15 protein-coding genes are annotated in these 18,801 nt (G+C 54.9%); 5 read left to right on the top strand and 10 right to left on the bottom strand.

Features of this window, described 5'->3' with window-relative positions; all coding sequences use genetic code 11:
• The first annotated feature begins 6 nt into the window (after positions 1-6).
• The 4 genes from L5470_RS09400 to L5470_RS09385 all read left to right on the top strand — a co-directional run bounded on the left by L5470_RS09400 (position 7) and on the right by L5470_RS09385 (position 3,552).
• On the top strand, positions 7-1,422 hold the full coding sequence (locus tag L5470_RS09400) for an FAD-binding domain-containing protein (RefSeq protein WP_499499622.1): 1,416 nt from the start codon (positions 7-9) through the stop codon (positions 1,420-1,422).
• 78 nt (positions 1,423-1,500) lie between these two features.
• Complete coding sequence (gene map / locus L5470_RS09395) at positions 1,501-2,328, top strand: type I methionyl aminopeptidase (protein WP_499499620.1); 828 nt, start codon at positions 1,501-1,503, stop codon at positions 2,326-2,328.
• A 2-nt stretch (positions 2,329-2,330) separates the two neighbouring features.
• Positions 2,331-2,888, top strand: coding sequence for an NUDIX hydrolase (locus L5470_RS09390; protein ID WP_099797842.1), 558 nt, complete (start codon positions 2,331-2,333; stop codon positions 2,886-2,888).
• An 85-nt stretch (positions 2,889-2,973) separates the two neighbouring features.
• Positions 2,974-3,552 (top strand): GerMN domain-containing protein, encoded by a 579-nt coding sequence (locus L5470_RS09385; RefSeq protein ID WP_499499617.1) that lies wholly within the window; start codon positions 2,974-2,976, stop codon positions 3,550-3,552.
• On the opposite strand, the gene L5470_RS09380 is transcribed toward L5470_RS09385, so the two are convergent.
• From L5470_RS09380 to L5470_RS09335, 10 genes are all read right to left on the bottom strand, one after another.
• Positions 3,522-4,799, bottom strand: coding sequence for an APC family permease (locus L5470_RS09380; RefSeq protein WP_499499615.1), 1,278 nt, complete (start codon positions 4,797-4,799; stop codon positions 3,522-3,524). The two genes, L5470_RS09385 and L5470_RS09380, sit on opposite strands and share 31 nt — an antisense overlap.
• 3 nt (positions 4,800-4,802) lie before the next feature.
• On the bottom strand, positions 4,803-5,798 hold the full coding sequence (locus tag L5470_RS09375) for a DMT family transporter (RefSeq protein ID WP_499499613.1): 996 nt from the start codon (positions 5,796-5,798) through the stop codon (positions 4,803-4,805).
• A 63-nt stretch (positions 5,799-5,861) separates the two neighbouring features.
• Positions 5,862-5,990, bottom strand: coding sequence for a hypothetical protein (locus tag L5470_RS09370; protein ID WP_499499611.1), 129 nt, complete (start codon positions 5,988-5,990; stop codon positions 5,862-5,864).
• A gap of 4 nt (positions 5,991-5,994) precedes the next feature.
• Positions 5,995-6,966 (bottom strand): heme o synthase, encoded by a 972-nt coding sequence (locus L5470_RS09365; RefSeq protein ID WP_499499609.1) that lies wholly within the window; start codon positions 6,964-6,966, stop codon positions 5,995-5,997.
• 20 nt (positions 6,967-6,986) lie between these two features.
• Positions 6,987-7,952 (bottom strand): COX15/CtaA family protein, encoded by a 966-nt coding sequence (locus L5470_RS09360; protein WP_499499607.1) that lies wholly within the window; start codon positions 7,950-7,952, stop codon positions 6,987-6,989.
• Between the two features lie 127 nt (positions 7,953-8,079).
• The gene (locus L5470_RS09355) at positions 8,080-8,679 is read right to left on the bottom strand and encodes a slr1353 family protein (RefSeq protein ID WP_499499605.1); all 600 of its coding nucleotides are present in this window, start codon (positions 8,677-8,679) and stop codon (positions 8,080-8,082) included.
• A gap of 98 nt (positions 8,680-8,777) precedes the next feature.
• Positions 8,778-11,012, bottom strand: coding sequence for a transglycosylase domain-containing protein (locus tag L5470_RS09350; RefSeq protein WP_499499603.1), 2,235 nt, complete (start codon positions 11,010-11,012; stop codon positions 8,778-8,780).
• Between the two features lie 72 nt (positions 11,013-11,084).
• Positions 11,085-11,447: a single-stranded DNA-binding protein gene (locus L5470_RS09345; protein ID WP_499499601.1), complete on the bottom strand. Its 363-nt coding sequence runs from the start codon at positions 11,445-11,447 to the stop codon at positions 11,085-11,087.
• Between the two features lie 24 nt (positions 11,448-11,471).
• The gene (locus L5470_RS09340; RefSeq protein WP_499499599.1) at positions 11,472-15,653 is read right to left on the bottom strand and encodes an EAL domain-containing protein; all 4,182 of its coding nucleotides are present in this window, start codon (positions 15,651-15,653) and stop codon (positions 11,472-11,474) included.
• Positions 15,654-15,890: 237 nt separating this feature from the next.
• Positions 15,891-16,409: a DNA recombination-mediator protein A gene (locus L5470_RS09335; protein ID WP_099797856.1), complete on the bottom strand. Its 519-nt coding sequence runs from the start codon at positions 16,407-16,409 to the stop codon at positions 15,891-15,893.
• 154 nt (positions 16,410-16,563) lie between these two features.
• On the opposite strand from L5470_RS09335, the gene L5470_RS09330 reads away from it, so the two are divergent.
• Positions 16,564-18,795: a glycoside hydrolase family 57 protein gene (locus L5470_RS09330; RefSeq protein ID WP_499499597.1), complete on the top strand. Its 2,232-nt coding sequence runs from the start codon at positions 16,564-16,566 to the stop codon at positions 18,793-18,795.
• Positions 18,796-18,801 lie beyond the last annotated feature (6 nt).

Below are 18,801 nucleotides of genomic sequence, written 5' to 3'. Positions count from 1 at the left end.
GTTTGGATGAGTTACCCCCTACATCTGTTTTGGCACCGCCGCGACCTGCGCCTTGCCGATAACTTAGGTTTGTACGCAGCGCGGCAGCACACCCCAACGGTGGTTGGGGTCTTCTGTTTTGACCCAGCACTGCTGCAAGGGCAAGATGTGGCCGCAGTGCGGGTGGCCTACTTGCTGGGGTGCCTACAGGCGCTCAAGGAAGCGTACCAGCAACGGGGAGGCTGTCTGCTCATGGTGCAGGGGGATCCGCGGCAAGTGATCCCAGAGGTGGCCACCACCTTAAAGGCCACAGCGGTACACTGGCACGAAGACGTGGAACCCTACGCCAGAGAGCGCGATCGCGCCGTTGCCGCCACCCTAAATGACCTTGGCATCGCCGTTCACCGCCAGTGGGATCAGCTATTGCACCCCCCCAGTGCTGTGCAAACCCAACAGGGACAGCCCTACACTGTCTATACCCCCTTTTGGCGCAATTGGTCAGCCCTGCCCAAAGCCGCTCCCGTGCCACCGCCACCAGACTTTGCCCCCCTAGAGGCCACCGAAATAGCGAGCATCCCCTTGCCCAGCACCCATGACTTAGGCTTTGACTGGTCGGGGGAGTTGATTTTAGCTCCAGGAGAAGCAGCAGCAGCCCAACAGCTCGCGCACTTCAGCCAGCACGCCATTTACGAATACGGTGAGCAGCGGAACTACCCCGGGCGACCCGGCACTGCCCTATTAAGCCCTGCCTTAAAATTTGGCGTGATCGGCATTCGCACCATCTGGGCCGCCAGTGAAGCAGCCCTCGAGCACGCCCGCAGTGATGAAGCCCGTGCCAGTATTCGCACGTGGCAGCAGGAACTGGCCTGGCGGGAATTCTATCAGCACGCCCTCTACTGGTTTCCAGAGTTGGCCGAACGTCCCTATCGTCAAGGGTTTGCCAGCTTTCCGTGGGTAAATGACATATCACAGTTTGAGGCTTGGTGTCGCGGCGAGACCGGCTACCCGATAGTGGATGCCGCCATGCGCCAGTTGAACGAAACCGGTTGGATGCACAACCGCTGTCGCATGATTGTCGCCAGCTTTCTCACAAAGGACTTAATCATTAATCCACAGTGGGGGGAGCGGTATTTTATGCAGCGCCTCATCGATGGCGATTTAGCCGCAAACAATGGCGGCTGGCAGTGGAGTGCCTCCAGTGGCATGGATCCAAAGCCACTGCGCATTTTTAATCCCATGAGCCAAGCACAAAAATTTGACCCCGATGCCGACTATATCCGTCGGTGGCTACCGGAACTGCGCTCGGTTGACACGCCAGAGTTACTATCCGGGAGTATTTCTCCGTTGGAGCGTTATCGCTGTGGCTATCCGCCCCCCATCGTCGATCACCACGTGCAACAGCAACGCTTTAAGCAAATGTATCACGACCATTTCCGCCGCTGAGTTCCCTCGATTCCCTTGCGACCAGAACAGCGTTATCCTGAAAAGGAATCATTGTTCGGTTGCCCTTGGCTCACACTCATGAATATCCTTGGTAATCTGCTCACTCCCCCCACCACTCCCGTGCAAACCCSCCCCCGCCGTGGGATTGAAATTAAATCTAAGCGGGAAATTGACATTATGCGGCAAGCCTCACGGATTGTGGCTACCGTCTTGAAAGAAATTTCCGAGATCATCAAGCCCGGGATGACCACCGCCGATCTTGATGCCTATGCGGAGCAGCGAATTCGGGAGATGGGAGCTACCCCCAGTTTTAAGGGTTACCAAGGGTTTCCGGCTTCCATTTGCGCCTCAATTAATAATGAAGTGGTTCACGGTATCCCCAGCCCTCGCAAGGTAATCCGCAACGGCGATATTGTGAAAATCGATACTGGCGCTTACTACAATGGGTTCCATGGTGACTCCTGCATTACCATTGCCGTGGGTCAGGTGTCGGAGAGTGCCAGTAAATTAGTCAAAGTAGCCGAAGAAGCACTCTATCGGGGGATTGAGCAAGTCAAAGAAGGCAACTACCTGATGGATTTGGCGGGAGCCATTCAAGACTACGTGGAAGCCAATGGGTTTGTTGTGGTTGAGGATTTCACTGGCCATGGGGTAGGGCGCAATCTTCACGAAGAGCCGTCAGTGTTTAACTTTCGCACGAATGAATTGAAGAATGTGCGACTGCGCTCAGGGATGACCCTTGCCATTGAACCCATTGTGAACGCTGGGTCGAAGCAGGTGCGAATTTTGCAGGATCGCTGGACAGCGGTGACGGTGGACAATGCCTTGTCAGCCCAGTTTGAGCATACTGTCTTGGTTACCAAGACGGGCTATGAAATACTCACAGATCGCCAACTGGTGAGCTAAGGATGAGTAACACCCACAGTCCCGCTGAGGTGCTCGAACGTCATTGTTTCTGCCGTAGTCGCAAGTTTACGTTTGAGGTCAACCAGTATCGTCTCCCCCACGGTGCAGTGGCAGTGATGGGAACGGTGCGGCATCCGGGGGGTGCCTTGGCGGTGCCTGTAACCCCTAGTGGTCATCTGGTACTGGTGAAACAATACCGTTTTGCTACTGAGAAGTATCTCCTTGAGTTTCCGGCAGGTACCGTAGAGGATCATGAAAATCCCTTTAAGACCATTGAGCGGGAAATACAAGAGGAAACGGGCTACCGTGCCCACCAGTGGCAACCCCTTGGCGAGTTTTACATTGCCCCTGGCTACTCCGATGAAGTCATCTACGCCTATTTGGCCACCGATCTTGAACCCTTAGCCACCCCTCCAGCGCAGGATGATGATGAGCACATTGAAACCCTAGAGTTCAGTATTCCCGATTTTGAAGCGGCTATTCGCAGTGGTCAGGTGGTCGATGCCAAAACCATTACCAGTTTCTATTTAGCCCTGCCCTATTTATCTGCTACAAGCTAAAGTATAGGGAACCGATACATCGATGCATTGCGTCCCAAGGTAGTTAGGTGCACTCCAGCAAGGAGACAAGCCAGTGATCTCGAAAGTGACTCGTTCCCGTCCTGCTCTAATTGTGCTAGCGGCAGTCGGCTTGGCCTCAGCAGGGACGGCAGTATGGCTCACCCTCAATCCACCACGGTTTGATGACCCACAGCCGCAACCCACCCCCACCGATGTTGCTCGACAGCAGGACACGCAAGTGTTTTGGCTGGTGAGTGAGGGAGATGCATTGGTATTGGTGCCAACGACAGTCCGCCTTGAAGGTGACCCAGCCCAACCAGAACTCTTGATCAAGTCCCGACTGGAGCGGTTATTTGCTGGGCCGGTCAATGCAGATGTGGCCACCAGTATTCCTGAAAATACGCGATTGAATCGCGTCGAGGTCAAGGCGGATGGGATTCATATTGATGTGTCAAGAGAGTTTACCCGTGGCGGTGGTAGCACCTCAATGCAAGGACGTTTAGGCCAAGKGATCTTTACTGCAACAGCGAATGATCCCGAGGCTCCTGTGTGGATTTCTGTGGCTGGAGAGCCGTTACGGGTTCTAGGGGGGGAGGGGCTGGAGGTAACCCAACCGATGACCCGCAAGCAGTTTCAAGCGGCGTTTCCTTTGCGCCGCCAATAGTGCCACGCCAAACCGATGACAATGAGGCCACTGCCGCTGCACCACACCACTGGCTCCACCCAAACGGTAAGCCCACCACAGCCCACTAGCCCGACAATTGCTAACCAGCGGGGAAACTGGCGATCGCCCTCTGGCAGTTGTAGTGCAGCCCAGTTGGTAATGGCATAGTAAATCAAGACACTGAAGGCGCTAAACGACCAGGTGGTTTTGACATTGCCAAGGAGCACGAGCAGACAAATCCCCAAACTGACCGTCAGAATGGCCGCCGTGGGTCGAGATCCCTCCAGACTAATCTGTGCCAACACCGCTGGTAAATCTCCCCGCCGTGCCATGGCCAGCACCATCCGCGACAGGCCAAGGATCAGGTTGAGCAAAATACCGACCATGGCGGCAATGGCACCCACAGCAATGAAAGGACGCACCCAAGGGACACCAAAACTAGTCACCAGTACCTCTAGGGGAGCGGCTTGCTGATGGGCAGCCTGCCCTAACGCGGTTGGCCCTACCCCAGCTAGGGCGACAACAGTAACAGCACCGTAGAGCAACATCACAAGGCCAATAGTCACACCAATGGCGCGGGGAATCGTTTGCTGGGGGGCTTTCACTTCCTCGCCGAGAACGGTAATACGGGCATAGCCGCTGTAGGCCACAAACATCAGGGCGGTGGCCTGAAGGACATCCGGTAACCGCAAGGGATCCCAGCCTAGGGTTAATCCTACCCAAGCTTGGCGTTGGGCGTACTGCGCTGCCACAATCACAAAGGTCAATAAGCTTAAGAACGTGACGGTGAGAATGGCTAGATTGACGTGGCTGGAGCGGCGCACCCCTAAAATAACCACCCCAGTGAGCAGCCAAATTAAGGCGATGGCACCAACGACAGGCGCCGAATCATCGAGGTTGACTGCTGGCAGCACGCTTAACAGATAACCCATACACCCTAAGGCGGCAGTAGCGGCTGAGGCTGACTTGGCCACCAGAAACATCCAGCCTGCGGTGAACCCCAAGGCGGGGCTAAGGTAGCGATAGCCATACTCATAGGTGCCGCCACTGAGGGGGTGGCTGGCCGCCAGTTGGGCGCTACTTAACCCATTGCACAATGCCAGTCCAGCCGCTAAGGCGAGGGCAACTAATACCCATGAGCCAGCGATGCCCGCTGCAATCCCGAGACTGACAAAAATACCCGTGCCGATCATGGAGCCAAGACCCGTGAGGATGGCTCCCGTGAGACCCAGTTCCCGTTTGAGCATTGTTTAGGAGTGATCTGATACGTTGACTGTAACGGTCTGTGAGGGGCGTAATTGTCTGGATAGGGGCAACTGCTGCCATTGGCTCCCGAGCACGTGGCGCTGATTAATCAGGTAGATGCTGATGAGGGTGAAACCAACCCCTAGCAATTGTAGCCGACTCAGGGTTTCTGCCAAGAGCAGATGGCCAAAGGTGAGGGCAAACACCGGGGTTAAAAAGGTGAGGGCACTCAGGCTGGTTAGGTTGCCTTGGGCCGCAAAGTAAAAGAACACACCGTAGGCAATGGCACTGCCAAAGACGGTGGCATACCCTAAGTTGAGTAAATCTCCAGTGTGCAGGTTTAACCACGGTGCTGGCTGGTGTAGGCTGGCGATCGCCAACAGGGGTAGCCCCCCCAAGACCATATGCCAGCCGGTGGCCACAATCGGATCGACATGGCGTGCCACTGGCCGCATCAAAATCGTCCCCACTGCCATTGAGAGCGCCGCTAAGAGCATCCACAATTCGCCTCGCTGCCCCCAGTTGTGCCAAGAAATGGCGGCGAACGGTTGCGGCTGTTGTAGCAGGTGCAGTAGATCGTCCCCTAGGCCAATGCAGCTAATGCCCAGCACCCCTAGCCCTAATCCCAGCCAGCCCCACCCCCCGACGCGCTCAGCGTAGAGCCAGCGAGCAAGCAAGGCCACCGCCAAGGGTTGGGAGTCAATCATCACTGAGCCTAACCCCGCCCCGGTCTTGGCTAAGCCAGTGGCTAAAAATCCCTGAAATAATAACCCATCCACTACTGCAAATACGAGAATCCAGCCCCATGCCTTAGGGGTACTTGGTTGCGGTTTCCCCAAGGCGATCGCTAAAAGGATCACAAGCACTCCGGCGGGCACTAGTCGCACCCCTGCAACAAAGAAGGGGGAGGTATGGGGCAGCACCTCTTTCATGGCCACCATTGCTGTTCCCCAGAAGAAGAAGGGGGAAATGAGGATGAAGCGTTGTAGCAGGGTGGTCACGGCAGTCTAGGGTAAATTGTTAAGGATTATTACGTTTTATTTACCTAGATTATACCGCCTGTTTCACATTGGTGCAGCAGTGGTGTATTCGATCCGCTTATCGCCAAAGGGGAAGTAATACCAGTGAATGGTGAGGCCATGGCGATCGCACTCGATGTAGTCGTCGCGGTAGAGGCTTGCGGGGGTGTCCATGCAGTTAGCTCCAAGGCAACAAACAGGTCAAGGTCTGTAACTCGGTTGCAGGGCTCAGATCAAGCTGGGCTAGAAGCATCCGATCTAAGGCCATGGCACCACACAGGAGCATCATATACAAAATCGAAAATTTGAAGAGGGAGCGTGCCCGCTCTTTGTCACTGGGGACTTGGGTGAGGTGCCAAGCGCGATAGAGAAACCCTCCCCCCAAGGCGATCGCTGCTAGACCGTAGCCCCAGCCCACCACACCACAGGGATAGATCAGCAATAGGGAGGTTGGAACTAACGCAAGGGTATAGAGGAAAATTTGCCGTGCAGTGGTCGCGTCGCCATCGACCACCGGTAACATTGGCACGTTCACCCGGGCATAATCGTCTTGGATGAGCATGGCCAAGGGCCAAAAGTGGGGGGGAGTCCAGATAAAAATAATGGCAAAAAGCACCCACGCTGCCCAACTGAGTTCACCGGTGACGGCTGCCCAGCCCACAAGGGGAGGAAKGGCACCAGCGGCACCGCCAATGACAATATTCTGAGGGGAAGAGCGCTTTAGCCAGTGGGTATAGACCCCCACATAAACCGCAATACCCGCCATGGCTAAGCACGCACTCAGGAGGTTTGCAAAGACGGCGAGGAGAATAAAGGCGATCGCCGCGAGGGTGAGGGCAAAAAGTAAGGCTTCTAGGGGCGACACCCGTCCCGATGGCAGGGGGCGATGGCGAGTACGCTCCATGATTGCATCAATATCGCGATCGTAGAGGCAGTTAATGGTGTTGGCGGCTCCCGCGGCACAGGCACCACTCAGCAAGGTGACAAGGAGTAACCACGGTGAGACAGTGCCTTCACTGGCCACCACCATAGCGGCAGCGGTGGTAATCAAAAACAGGAGGATTAAGCGGGGCTTGGTCAGTTGCCAATAATCTGCCAATAGACTTTGCCAAGCCCGAGGCGTGGTGGCTGTCAAGATAGTTTCTGGCATAGGGTCAGTCCTGTAGGGTGCTAGGGGGCGATCGCCCCATTGGCGGCAGAGTCAGCGCGATCGCGCCCGGCAAGGGTAGTCAAGGCCACCAGTAAGCCAAGGAGAGTTGCCCCAACAAGCTGGTGCGCTACGGTGAGCGGCGGCACCTGTAGCTTGAGTTGGAACGTTGCTACCCCTAAACCAATTTGAGCCGCAATAACAAACAGCAAACTAAAACTGAGCTGCCGCAGTACAGTTGCCAAGGCGGGGCTACGCCATGCAACAGTCACCACGGCAAGAACGCTTAAGGTGGCCGGCGCAACCCCTAATAAGTGGCTATTGAGCACATGACACAGGCGATCGCCGTACAGGCACTGATGCACAGCCCATTGGGAAGACACCAGCCCGCCGAGGATGCTCTGGCCATAGACACACACCGTTGCAATGGCAGCGGTTAACCTTAGCCACCGCGATGTGCCGGTTCCCTGAAACGGCACCAGCCCCACCGTGATACTGACCAACAGGCAAAAGAAAAGCAGCCCCGTGCCCAAGTGAGCCGTGACCACTTCAAACCGCAGCAGTTCTGTTACGGTCAAGCCACCGAGAATCCCCTGAAGCACCACAAGAGCAAGGGCGCTGGCCGCCGCATAGGGTAACCAACGGGGCAAGGCGTGTCGCCATGCAATGCTCAACCCCGCAAAGGCGATCGCCATCCCGCCCAAGCTCGTCGCTAGCAGACGATGAAACCACTCTAGGAAGACCTGGAGGTTCATTTGCTTTTGGGGAACCAAGGTGCCAAAACACAGGGGCCAATCGGGACAGGCCAGACCGGCATCCATAACGCGGGTGGCACTGCCAACGGCCATCAAAACGAGCGTAAAGAGACTCATCAGCAGCACGAGTCGCATTATCCATTGACGACGGTTGTCAAGCGCAACTAGCGAACTAGACTCTTGGAGATCAAAGCGCCCAAGCACTGATTTTTCCTCGACAGCAACATTCCCCATGGTAAAGAGGCTAAGGGCGGGATCAGGGGTGCGGTAAAAATCTATAGCTTTTCTTTAAGTTTCAACCAGAGTATAAATATTCTTTACGTATTGATTCTAGTTTGTTCTAGCATTGGCCTATATTGGCCTAAAACGAGGGTTCCCCAGGGCTGGGTTGGCGTTGCAAAAAGTGTAGGAAGTCGAGAAGTTCCTCATCACTCAGTTGTTGGCGCGATCGCTTGCCATAGCGCTCTAGCAAACACGCACGACCTTGGGCGTCCGTCCAGCCAAGGCGTTTCATCTCAACGGTGGTTTGGGCAATTTCATCGGCAAAGTCCACTGGTTCCTGTTTCGGAGCCACTTTCTCTGCGGCGGGTTTGTTGGCAGTCCTACCCCGCCGCGCAATGGGTGGAGGAGCAGGCTCTAACATCAGCTCTGAGGTCTCGTCCTCCGGCCATGGTGCTGCCCCTAAGGCGGCGCGTTGAGGAGATGGGTCTGCGGCAATTAACTCAGCTTGGGTTTGTAGGGGTAGGTGAATCCCCAGCAGTTGCAATGCCCGTTGCCGGGCGCTATCCTCTGCCTGCTCAAGGGTGGGGGCGGCGGCCATTCCCGTGGCCAGAACACTGCCCCCGACCAAGAGGGAGGTTTTGACAATAAAGAGGTCGTCATGAATTTGTAGCAGTTCACTGACCAAGCTGCCCGTAGGATAGCGACGATGGAATTCGCTCAGAGTATGCACATCCGCCATGGCGATCGCCTCTCAGCAATACCAGCAATCCCGTTCATCGTAGCTTATCTGGCTGTCGCTGCTAAGGGCAAGCAGGCAGAATTTTAGCAGTAGGCGCTTTACTGCAGCACTTGCCCCATATAGTCCCCCCACAGGGCAGCAGCTAGGCCACTACTCCCTTGGGTAGGGCTGTTATCGTCGTTGCCTAGCCAAATCCCCGTGAGAACATCTGCAGCAGGAACATAGCCAATAAACCACAGATCCCGCCCATCGTTGGTGGTGCCCGTTTTGCCTGCGACAGGCCAGCTCAGTGCTGCCGCGCGACCGGTGCCCCGACTCACGACAGCGGTCAATAGGTCGGTCATCTGGTTGGCGATCGCCATCTCGAGCACTGGCTGAGGTGCCTCTGTCTTGGCCTGATAGATCACCCGGCAGGTCTGCCAAGCGGTGGGGGTGGTACAGTCGCTGCCGTCGCGCACCTCAAGAATGGTGTGGGGAGGAATCCGCTTGCCAGCATTGGCGAGGACGGCAAAGGCACCACTCATCTCTAGGAGGGTAGTTTCGCTTTGCCCCAGCACTAAACCGGGTACCGCTTGCAGAGGGGTGCTCAGCCCCATCCGTTGCGCCAGTTGAATCGTGGGCTGTAGCCCGACCTCCTGAGCCAGCCGCAGGGCAATGGGGTTTTCTGAGAGGGCAAGGGCAGTGGCTAAATCCATGGCGCCTCCCCCGTGGCGGCAGCCCTCAAAGCGTTGCCCCTGCCAAAATACCGGCTCGCACGATAGGGTCTCGCGGGGCGATCGCCCCTGCCGCAGGGCTTCAGCAAAGACAAAAATTTTGAAGGTGGAGCCAGGTTGGCGCATCGCTAGGGTCGCGCGGTTAAACTGGCTTTTTTGGTAGTCAACCCCGCCCACAAGGGCACGGATCAGCCCCGTACTCGGTTCGAGGGTGAGGATTGCCCCTTGACTAACGCCGTAGCTGAGCGCAACCTCATTGATAAAGGTTTTGAGGCTGGCTTCGGCAGTGGCCTGCCAAGTGGGGTCTAACCCTGTCTGTACAATTAGGTTCCCTTCCCGGGCTAGGTCTTCGCCCAATAGCCGATCTAACTCGTGGTACACCTGATCGGTGTAGTAGGGAGCACGCTGCGCCGCAAACACCTCCTTGGCTTTAGGGCTGAGTTCAATGCGCGATCGCCGGGCGCGATCGGCGTCTTCCTTGCTAATCCGCCCCTGCTGTACCATCCGCAACAGCACCCGATTTCGATAATCGACGGCGGCATCGTAATCCCGCACGGGGTTAAAGCGGTTCGGTGCTGGCAAAATACCCACCAGTGTTGCCGCCTCATTAAGGGTGAGGTCTTTAGCGGACTTGCCAAAAAAGAACTGGGCAGCATCTTCAAAGCCGGTGTTCCCTACCCCCAAATACACCCGGTTCAGGTAGGTCAACAGTAATTCATCCTTGCTAWAAAAGGCCTCTAACTTCAGGGCGACGACCATTTCCCGCCACTTGCGCCCCAACGAGTCATCGGTGCCCACGTAAGAGCGAAAGAGGGTACGTGCCAATTGCTGTGAGAGGGTACTGGCTCCTTCCCGTAACTCGCCGCCGCGCATATTGGTGATAACTGCTCGCGCCAGACCGAGGGGATCCATCCCAAAATGCCAGTAATACCGCGAATCTTCGGAAGCGAGCACCCCATGGATCAGATAGGGGGAGAACTCCCTAAGGTGGCGCAGTTCTTGGTGAGGCCGACTCTCCACGGGATTCACCGGCTGCCCTTGGCGATCGAGGAGAACAATGGGGCCTTGCTCAATGGCTGGGATGGGATGCACAGAAACCTTCGCTGCTTCGGCAGTGATGATCCCCCCCGCGAGTAGGCTCACCCCCAGCAGGCCGTACAGACTGTAGCACACCCCCTTTACCCAGCGAGGCGGTGGGTTCACAAACCGCAGGGTGACCCCATTTTGCAGTTCTGGCGGCCCTAGGGTCAGCACATCCCCATCGTGGAGCACATCCACCGCCATTTTCTGCCGCCCCCGGTATAGGCCATTGGTGGAGTCWAAATCCCGAATCTCAAAGMCCCCTGTGGGGGTCAACCGCCGCAGCTCGGCATGACAACCACTGACAATTTCGCTGTCAATGATAATATCGGCCTTGGTGCGGCTGCGGCCAAGGATGTAGCGATCGCCCAAGAGGGGATACCTACGGTGTGCCCCGGCTCCCTCAACCCAGAGTTCCGTTTTGCGTGCAGTCTCCTGAACCGGTACTTGGCTCCAATCAAACCGTGCCTGTACCGTCTCTACCGCTTGGGTGAGAGTTTGCGTCATGGTATGCCACAGGTTACGGGGTGAGTTGCTCATAGCTGTGGTAAACGGTTGCCGGAGGAGGCACGTGCAACTTGCATAGACGTAGCCACCATGCCATCGTATCCCCTAGCGATCGGGCATATACCCAGAGGGCACCGCAGTGGGATCGCTATCGCGCCTTGAACTCAGCAGCTCCATGCGATCAACCAAGATGACGGGGGTGGAGCGATCGACACCGGTGGTGCGATCTTGCCAGCGATCAAACTTGAGGCTGCCTTTGATGCCAAGGAGAGTGCCTTTGCGAACGTAGTCGGCAGCAACTTGTGCCGTTTTACCCCAAATTTCTAAATTAAACCAGTCGGGTTGGTCGTCTTTGCTGGGACGGTTGACCGCCAGGGTGAGGCGGCATTTGACACTGCCGGATTCAAAGTAGCGCACCTCCGGATCGCCCCCCACCCGACCAACCAGATGCACAACGTTTAGACTCATGGCTCAGCCTCCGAATACGTCGCCTTAACACTCTATTCTAGGGGGTGCGGTCTGTACCCACTCAAGCAATTCCGCGTAGGGCATGGGTCTGGCAAAAATAAAACCTTGAATAACATCACACCCCAAAGCAGTGAGTTGCTCTAGTTGCGCGACTGTTTCCACCCCTTCGGCCACGATGGGCAACCCCAGTCCTTTTGCCAGATCAATAATGGCTTTGGTAATGGCTTGATCTTGGCGATCGCTGACAATATCTTCCACAAAGGAGCGATCAATCTTCAGCCCCGTAATCGGAAAGTGTTTGAGATAGGTGAGGGAGGCATATCCCGTGCCAAAGTCGTCAAGGATAATGCCCACCCCAAGGGCGCGCAAATGACTGAGAATTTGTTGGGTGAGGTTGACGTTGTGAATAGCGGTTGATTCGGTAATTTCTAAGGTGAGCAGGTGCGGTGGCAACCGAGAGGCCGCAAGACTCTGCTGAATTTCCTCAAGCAGGTTTGGGTGCAAAAACTGCCGCGACGACAGGTTCACCGCAACCCCGACCCCTGCCAATCCTTGTTGGCGTTGCCATGCTTGACAGTCATGACAGGCGCGGCGGAGCGCCCAGTCCCCAATGGGTAAAATTAAACCATTTTCTTCTGCCATATTAATAAATCGCCCAGGGCCAAGTAACCCTTGCGTAGGATGCTGCCAACGCACAAGGGCTTCGATGTGGTGAATCTGTCGCCGTTTCAGATCAAGTTGGGGCTGATAGTAAAGGCACAGCTCTTCAAAGCTGAGGGCAGTGTGCAGGTCATTTTCAAGGCGCAGGAGGGCATGGGCGGCAGAGTTAAAGCTGTCGGTGTAGAACTGGTAGGTATTCCGTCCGGTTTCCTTGGCACGGTAGAGTGCCGTATCTGCATTCCGCAGCAGTAGATCGACTGACTCGCCATGATCAGGGTACACAGCAATGCCAATACTGGTGGTGATGTGGAGATGGTGGCCATCCAAAATAAACTCGGGCTTGAGGGCGTGGAGAATTCGCTCGGCCACAATGGCTAAATCATCACTGTGGTGCACCATCGGCAGCAGAATGGTAAATTCATCGCCCCCCCAGCGGGCAATGGTGTCAGTTTCCCGTAGGGAGTGTACTAGGCGATCGGCCACCTGTTGCAGGAGTTGATCGCCAATGGCATGGCCAAGGGTATCGTTAATCACTTTGAAGCGGTCTAGATCCAGAAACATCACCCCCMCCCGCTGCTGCGACCGCCGGGATTCCGCTAAGGCAAGGGAGAGGCGATCGTCAAAGAGGGCGCGGTTCGGTAGCCCCGTCAGGAGATCGTGAAAGGCTTGATAGTGAATCGTGCGTTCTGAGAGTTTGCGCTCGGTAATATCAACAACGGTGCCTTCAAAATAAGCAAGGCGACCGTCGTCATCGTAAACTGCCCGGGCATTTTCAGAGATCCAAATAATCTGGCCATCGCGACGATACACTTGGGACTCAAAGTCGGTAACAATACCGTTTTTCACAAGAGCTTGGACAAATTCGTCGCGTCGTCGGGCATCGACATACAGTTGATGGGCAATATCTGTCAGTTCAGCTTGCAGTTGCGCAGGTGATTCATAGCCATAGATGCGCGCTAGAGCCGGGTTAACGTTCAGGTAGTAACCATCGGGGGTGGACTGAAAGATGCCTTCGGTGGCATTTTCAAAAATACTGCGGTACTGGGCTTCAGCGCGACGGAGTTCTGCGTCCACCCGAATGCGATCGCTAATATTGCGGACGAAGGCCACGACTTCGTCATCTTGGAATGGCAACAGGCGGGCTTCAAAAAATTGCTCTCCCTGGGGGTAGGGGAGTGAGTAGGTCAGCGTCGACAGGGCGCGATCGCGCAGCACTTGACCAATGGCATCCTGAAATTGCTTAGCAACTGAGGTGGGCAGGAACTCAAACATTGAACGCCCCAGCAGTTCTGACTCAGGCACGTAGAGTTCGGCATGAGCGCCCCCCTTATAGTCCAAAATCGTTGTGTCCGCCGCAATCCGAAAGTAACGATCGGGATACACCGCAAAAATCGCTTCCATCTCTGCCGTGGCTTGCTGAAGCTGAGCCGCTGCTAGTTTGCTTTGGGTAATGTCTTCGACTGTACCTTCGTAGTAGCAGACCTGCCCTGCCTCATTGCGAACGACGCGGGCGTGCTCCGAAACCCAAATAATGGAGCCATCCTTCCGATACACTTGGGATTCAAAGTTGCTGAGGGTGGGATGCTGCTCCAGAGCTGCGACAAAGTCTTGCCGTCGCTGGGGGTCAACATAGATCTGAGTAGGAATGTGCTGAACAGTATTGATGAGTTCATCGGGAGACGCATAGCCATACATGCGCGCCAAAGCAGGATTCACTGCCAAATAGCGACCCTCCGGCGTGGACTGAAACATTCCCTCTACAGCATTTTCAAAAATACTGCGGTATTTGCTTTCAGCGGCTCGCAGCGATCGCTCCGTTTCTTGGCGCTCCAGCACATTGGTAAAGGTGGCAGCCATCACCTCCATCAGGGGCAACAGGGTCTCTAAGTCCTGCCGCGCTTGCCTCACAAAATCTAAGCCCAGAAAACCAATGATTTCAGAGCCACGGCGCAGCGCAACCACAATGAGGGACTGAATCCCTTGGGCGTCTAAGCCAGCGCGATCGCGGAGATCTAAGGGCAGGTCTGTCACGCGCGGCCAAAGCACGTGCCAGTGGGTGTACAGTTGCTGAAAAAAGAGGGGGAAGTCCGTGCTGGCAACCCCCTGAAGAGTGTCTTGTTGGGGTTCGATGTCTGCTGCACACCACTCATAGGTATTCGAGAAGCTCCTTAGGGTTGGGGTGTCTCGCTCAAAAAGATAGCTGCGATCGGCGGCAGTGATCTCCCCCAATAAACGCAAAACCTTGTGAATCCCTTCAGGGATGTTGGCCAAGGGCAGATTAATAAACTCGCTGGCAACGGTACTGATTAACTTTTCGTAGCGCAGTTGCTGCTCTAGATGCGCTTCGTGGGCTTTCAGGGCACGCTCAGCACGGATGCGCTCTAGTTCTGCGGTAAGGCGCACCCCAAAAATTTTCAGCAGCCCCTCAATGTAGGCGACCCGCTCAAGAGGCTGTGAGTGCATAATCGCCACCAACCCAAGGGTTTCGCCTAAGGAGTTGCGCAAGGGGATCCCAATGTAGGCTTCAACCCCAGCTGTGGCCAGCATCTCATCCTTAGGAAACAGGCGAGCGACCCCTTGGCTGTAAAAACAGGTATCGGCATGGAGAACACCAGCACAGGGTGTATCGGCCAGACAGTAGCTCAGGGGCGGGTGCAGTTCGCCCTGACAGCAGTAGGCAACTGTGGTGACCCAATCATTATTTCGACCGCTGATCTCCCCAATCAGGACATGATCCACACCCAACTGCTGGCTGAGAAATTGAGCCAAATGACAGACAAAATCACTGCCAACCCACTGATTCAGGCCAGCGATGGGTTGTTCGAGGGCGTATTCTAATTCTTTCCAGAGGGTGATGTCGGCGATCGCCCCATCAATGGCAATGACGCGGCCAAGGCTATCCAGCACCGGTATGCCTTGCTCCCGCACCCAGCGTAGATGCCCATCCCGATGGTGAATGCGATACTCGATTTCATAGGGGCTGGCGTGGGCGATCGCCTGCTCAATAGTTGCCAGTACCTGCGGCAAGTCCTGAGGATAGGTAATTTCATTCAGCCCCTGATCGCCACGGCTCAAGAAATCGGCGGGCGTATAGCCGGTTACGGCGAAGCACCCCTGACTCAGATAGGTGAGTTGCCAAGGTGGCGTACTCTCACAGGAAAAAATAAATCCCAGTAATTGATCTAGCAGTTGGCTCAATCGTGCCGGATTTTCATAAATAGGGCTACGACTCGTGTCTTTATCGAGCAGGCCAAGAATAAAACCAGTTGTAGTTCTCCCACTGTCTTCTGGCAGGGGGATAAAGCTGAAACAGAGATGGCGGTAACAGTGTTGAATGCTCACTTGCTGCTGCCAGCATTGGTTTAAGCAAGCCACTAGGCGCTCATCCTGCAGGAGGTCTGTCCTTGGCAGGTATTGCCCTAAAAGCTGCTGTGCAACTGCATTGACACTGAGCACCTGATAGCAAGGACGGGCTGCATCTACCCCTAGTAAAAGCATTCCTTGGCTACTAAAGCTAAAAATGCTCTCTAACAGGCGATCGTGCAACAACTCCCTCAACGTGCTGTTTATCGTTAGGAGAGGCATTGCAGCTGTACTGTCTTCAAACCTAGACGGCTGAGCCACAGTTGATTTAGTCTGATGATTTTACAGTGTATTACTCGCTACTCTAAACGATCGTGCCAATCATTGACTGTTAAGCCGAAAACAGTTTGCACACTTGCTATGCCACCTAATTCCTTGGGGTGACCCCTGATCAATGAATCATCAGAATCAGCACAATAACTAATCAAAATAGAAAAGCGTTACCACCTTATGCTGTTCCTCTGCCAATTCACAGGTTTGCAGAAGGGTATGGCTATCGTGAAAGGCAAAACAGATCAGTTGTTGACAGCGGGAAACAATTTCTTGGTTACATAGTGCACTGGCTTCTCCCAAGGGAAGTTGATCATTCTCAGGTTTTTCAACCAAGTGCATCACCTTGTCAAGCTGCTGCCGCGACTCCCGCGGTTGTCGTTCTAGGCTCTGGGGCAGAATCACCGTTAACAAGTTGGGGTTTGCCCGCATGGCACCGCGAATCGCCGCTGCATTCGTTCCCAGAGCACCGGAGGTCATCAGACGGTTGCCTGCCAAAACCAATGCATAACTCATCATTTCAATCAGGTGCTGATGAGTAATAGGCACATGACGCGACCCCAAAAGGGCAATTCGCTTGGGACCGGCATTCTGGATAGTGGCTAATTCTTGTAAAAATTCGTCAATTTTTGGGGAATCTATGCCCGGAAGATCAGTCGCCTGGGTCAAGACGGTGTCTCATGTGCTACAGAACGAGGTTATTTTAGCACGTTAGAGCGACTTCTATCCTTTAGGGCGGGGAGTATGTCAAAGTGTGTAACAACTTGGCTAGAGGGCAAAATTCCCTGAAATACTAGAGGGTAGCGTTACCTAAGGTGCGTTTGTGGCGTATCCCTTACACATTGCCTTTGTTTGGCACCAGCATCAACCCCTCTACAAAAGTTGCCGTACAGGTCAGTATCTTCTGCCGTGGGTGCGCTTGCATGGCACTAAAGATTACCTAGATTTAATTCTAGTGCTAGCGAAGTATCCCCGCCTCAAGCAAACCGTCAATTTAGTGCCCTCTCTGATTTTGCAAATAGAAGATTATGTCAATGGTGTGGCACTAGACCCGTACCTGACCGCCGCCCTCACCCCTGTTGAGCAACTCACGGATCAACAGCGGTGGTTTATCATTGAGCATTTTTTTGATGCCCACCACCGCACGATGATTGATCCCCATCCCCGCTATCGCGAACTCTACGAGCAACGGCAGACGGAAGGGGCAGTGTGGTGTTGGCAGCACTGGCACCCCCAAGACTATGGCGATCTGCTGGCATGGCACAATCTGGCATGGATTGATCCGTTCTATTGGCAGGAGGAAGAGGTGAGTCAGTGGCTTGCCCAAGGACGAAACTTCAGCCTCAGCGATCGCCAGCGGATTATTTCCAAACAGCGGGACATTCTGCGGCAAATTGTGCCTCAGCATCGCGCTTTGCAAGAGGCCGGTCAAATAGAGGTAACGACCACCCCCTACACACATCCCATCTTGCCCTTACTGGTGGATACCGATGCCGCAAAGGTGGCCGTTCCGCAGATAACCCTGCCTCAGCACCGCTTTCAGTATCCCCACGATGTGTCCCGGCACCTGCGGCGATCGCGCGTGCTCTACGAACACTATTTTGGGTGTGCCCCCCGTGGGTTGTGGCCCTCCGAAGAGGCCGTCAGCCCCGCCATTTTACCCGCCATCATTGAGCAGGGATTTGAGTGGATTTGCTCCGATGAAGCAGTCTTAGGGTGGACGACGGGTACCTACTTTCACCGCAATGAAGCAGGGGTGGTTCAAGAGGCGGCGGTTTTGTACCAACCCTATCGGCTCACCACCAGCAGTGGAGATTTGAACATTATCTTTCGTGATCACCGTCTCTCCGATTTAATTGGCTTTACCTACAGTGCCATATCCCCTGAAACAGCGGCAGCAGACTTGATCCACCAGTTAGAGGGCATTCGGCAGCACCTGTTGGCTTACGAAGGAACCGGCGGCACTGCCCTTGAGCAACCGTGGCTAGTGACGATCGCCCTCGATGGCGAAAACTGCTGGGAGTACTATCCTCGCGATGGCTTACCCTTTCTGGAAACCCTTTACCAGTTACTCAGTGATCATCCGCACTTGCAGTGTGTCTCTGTAGCCGAATATTTGCAAACCCATCCGCCGCGAGCTGTGCTGGCGGGCGAATCGCTCCACAGTGGTTCATGGATTGACGGTAATTTCTGTACGTGGATTGGGGATCCGGTCAAAAACAAAGCCTGGGATTACTTGGCGGCGGCACGCCAAACCCTTGAACGCCATCCTGACGCAACAGAGCAGGCCAACCCAGCGGCGTGGGAAGCCCTCTTGGCGGCTGAAGGCTCTGATTGGTTTTGGTGGTTTGGTGAGGGGCATTCCTCCAATCACGATGCCATGTTTGATCAGCTATTTCGCGAACATTTAATTGCACTGTACGAGGCTCTTGGCGAGCCGGTGCCCGAGTACTTAAATGAGCCACTTGAAGTTCACGAAGCTAAGGATACTTATCCTCCCCAAGGGTTTATTCACCCGCAAATTGATGGGCGTGGCGACGAACAGGACTGGAACTTTGCGGGTCGGATTCACATTGGCGGCAACCGTGGCACGATGCACCGGCAAACCCTGATCAACCGCCTCTGGTATGGTGTTGATCACCTTAACATCTATATGCGGCTGGATGCCCCTGCTCAAAAGCAGCCCTTTGGTACCGAGATTGGCACCGTCCACTTTTGCTGGTACTACCCCAATGTGGTGACCTATAATAGCCCGCTGTCCCTAAAGGAGTATCCTGACGAGCCACCCCTCAATTACTTGTATCACCACCAACTGGTCATTGACATCGAACGTCAATGCATTGAGTTTAGCGAGGCGATCGCCAACAACCAATGGCAGCCTCAGACCACCCATGCTCAATATGCTCTAGAGACGTGCCTCGAAGTTGCAATCCCTTGGGCGGATCTCCACCTCAAACCAGACTGTGGTTTACACCTCCTAGTCATTCTGGCGCAGCACGGCTATTACCTTGATCATTTTCCCACTGAGCAATTGCTGTTTTTGAGGACACCCTAGCCACTG

Source organism: Synechococcus sp. PCC 6717 (assembly GCF_022698185.1).
GTDB lineage: Bacteria > Cyanobacteriota > Cyanobacteriia > Thermosynechococcales > Thermosynechococcaceae > Thermosynechococcus > Thermosynechococcus lividus.
The sequence above is the reverse complement of the archived record's forward strand: the minus strand, read 5'-3'. Positions and strand labels throughout refer to the sequence as shown.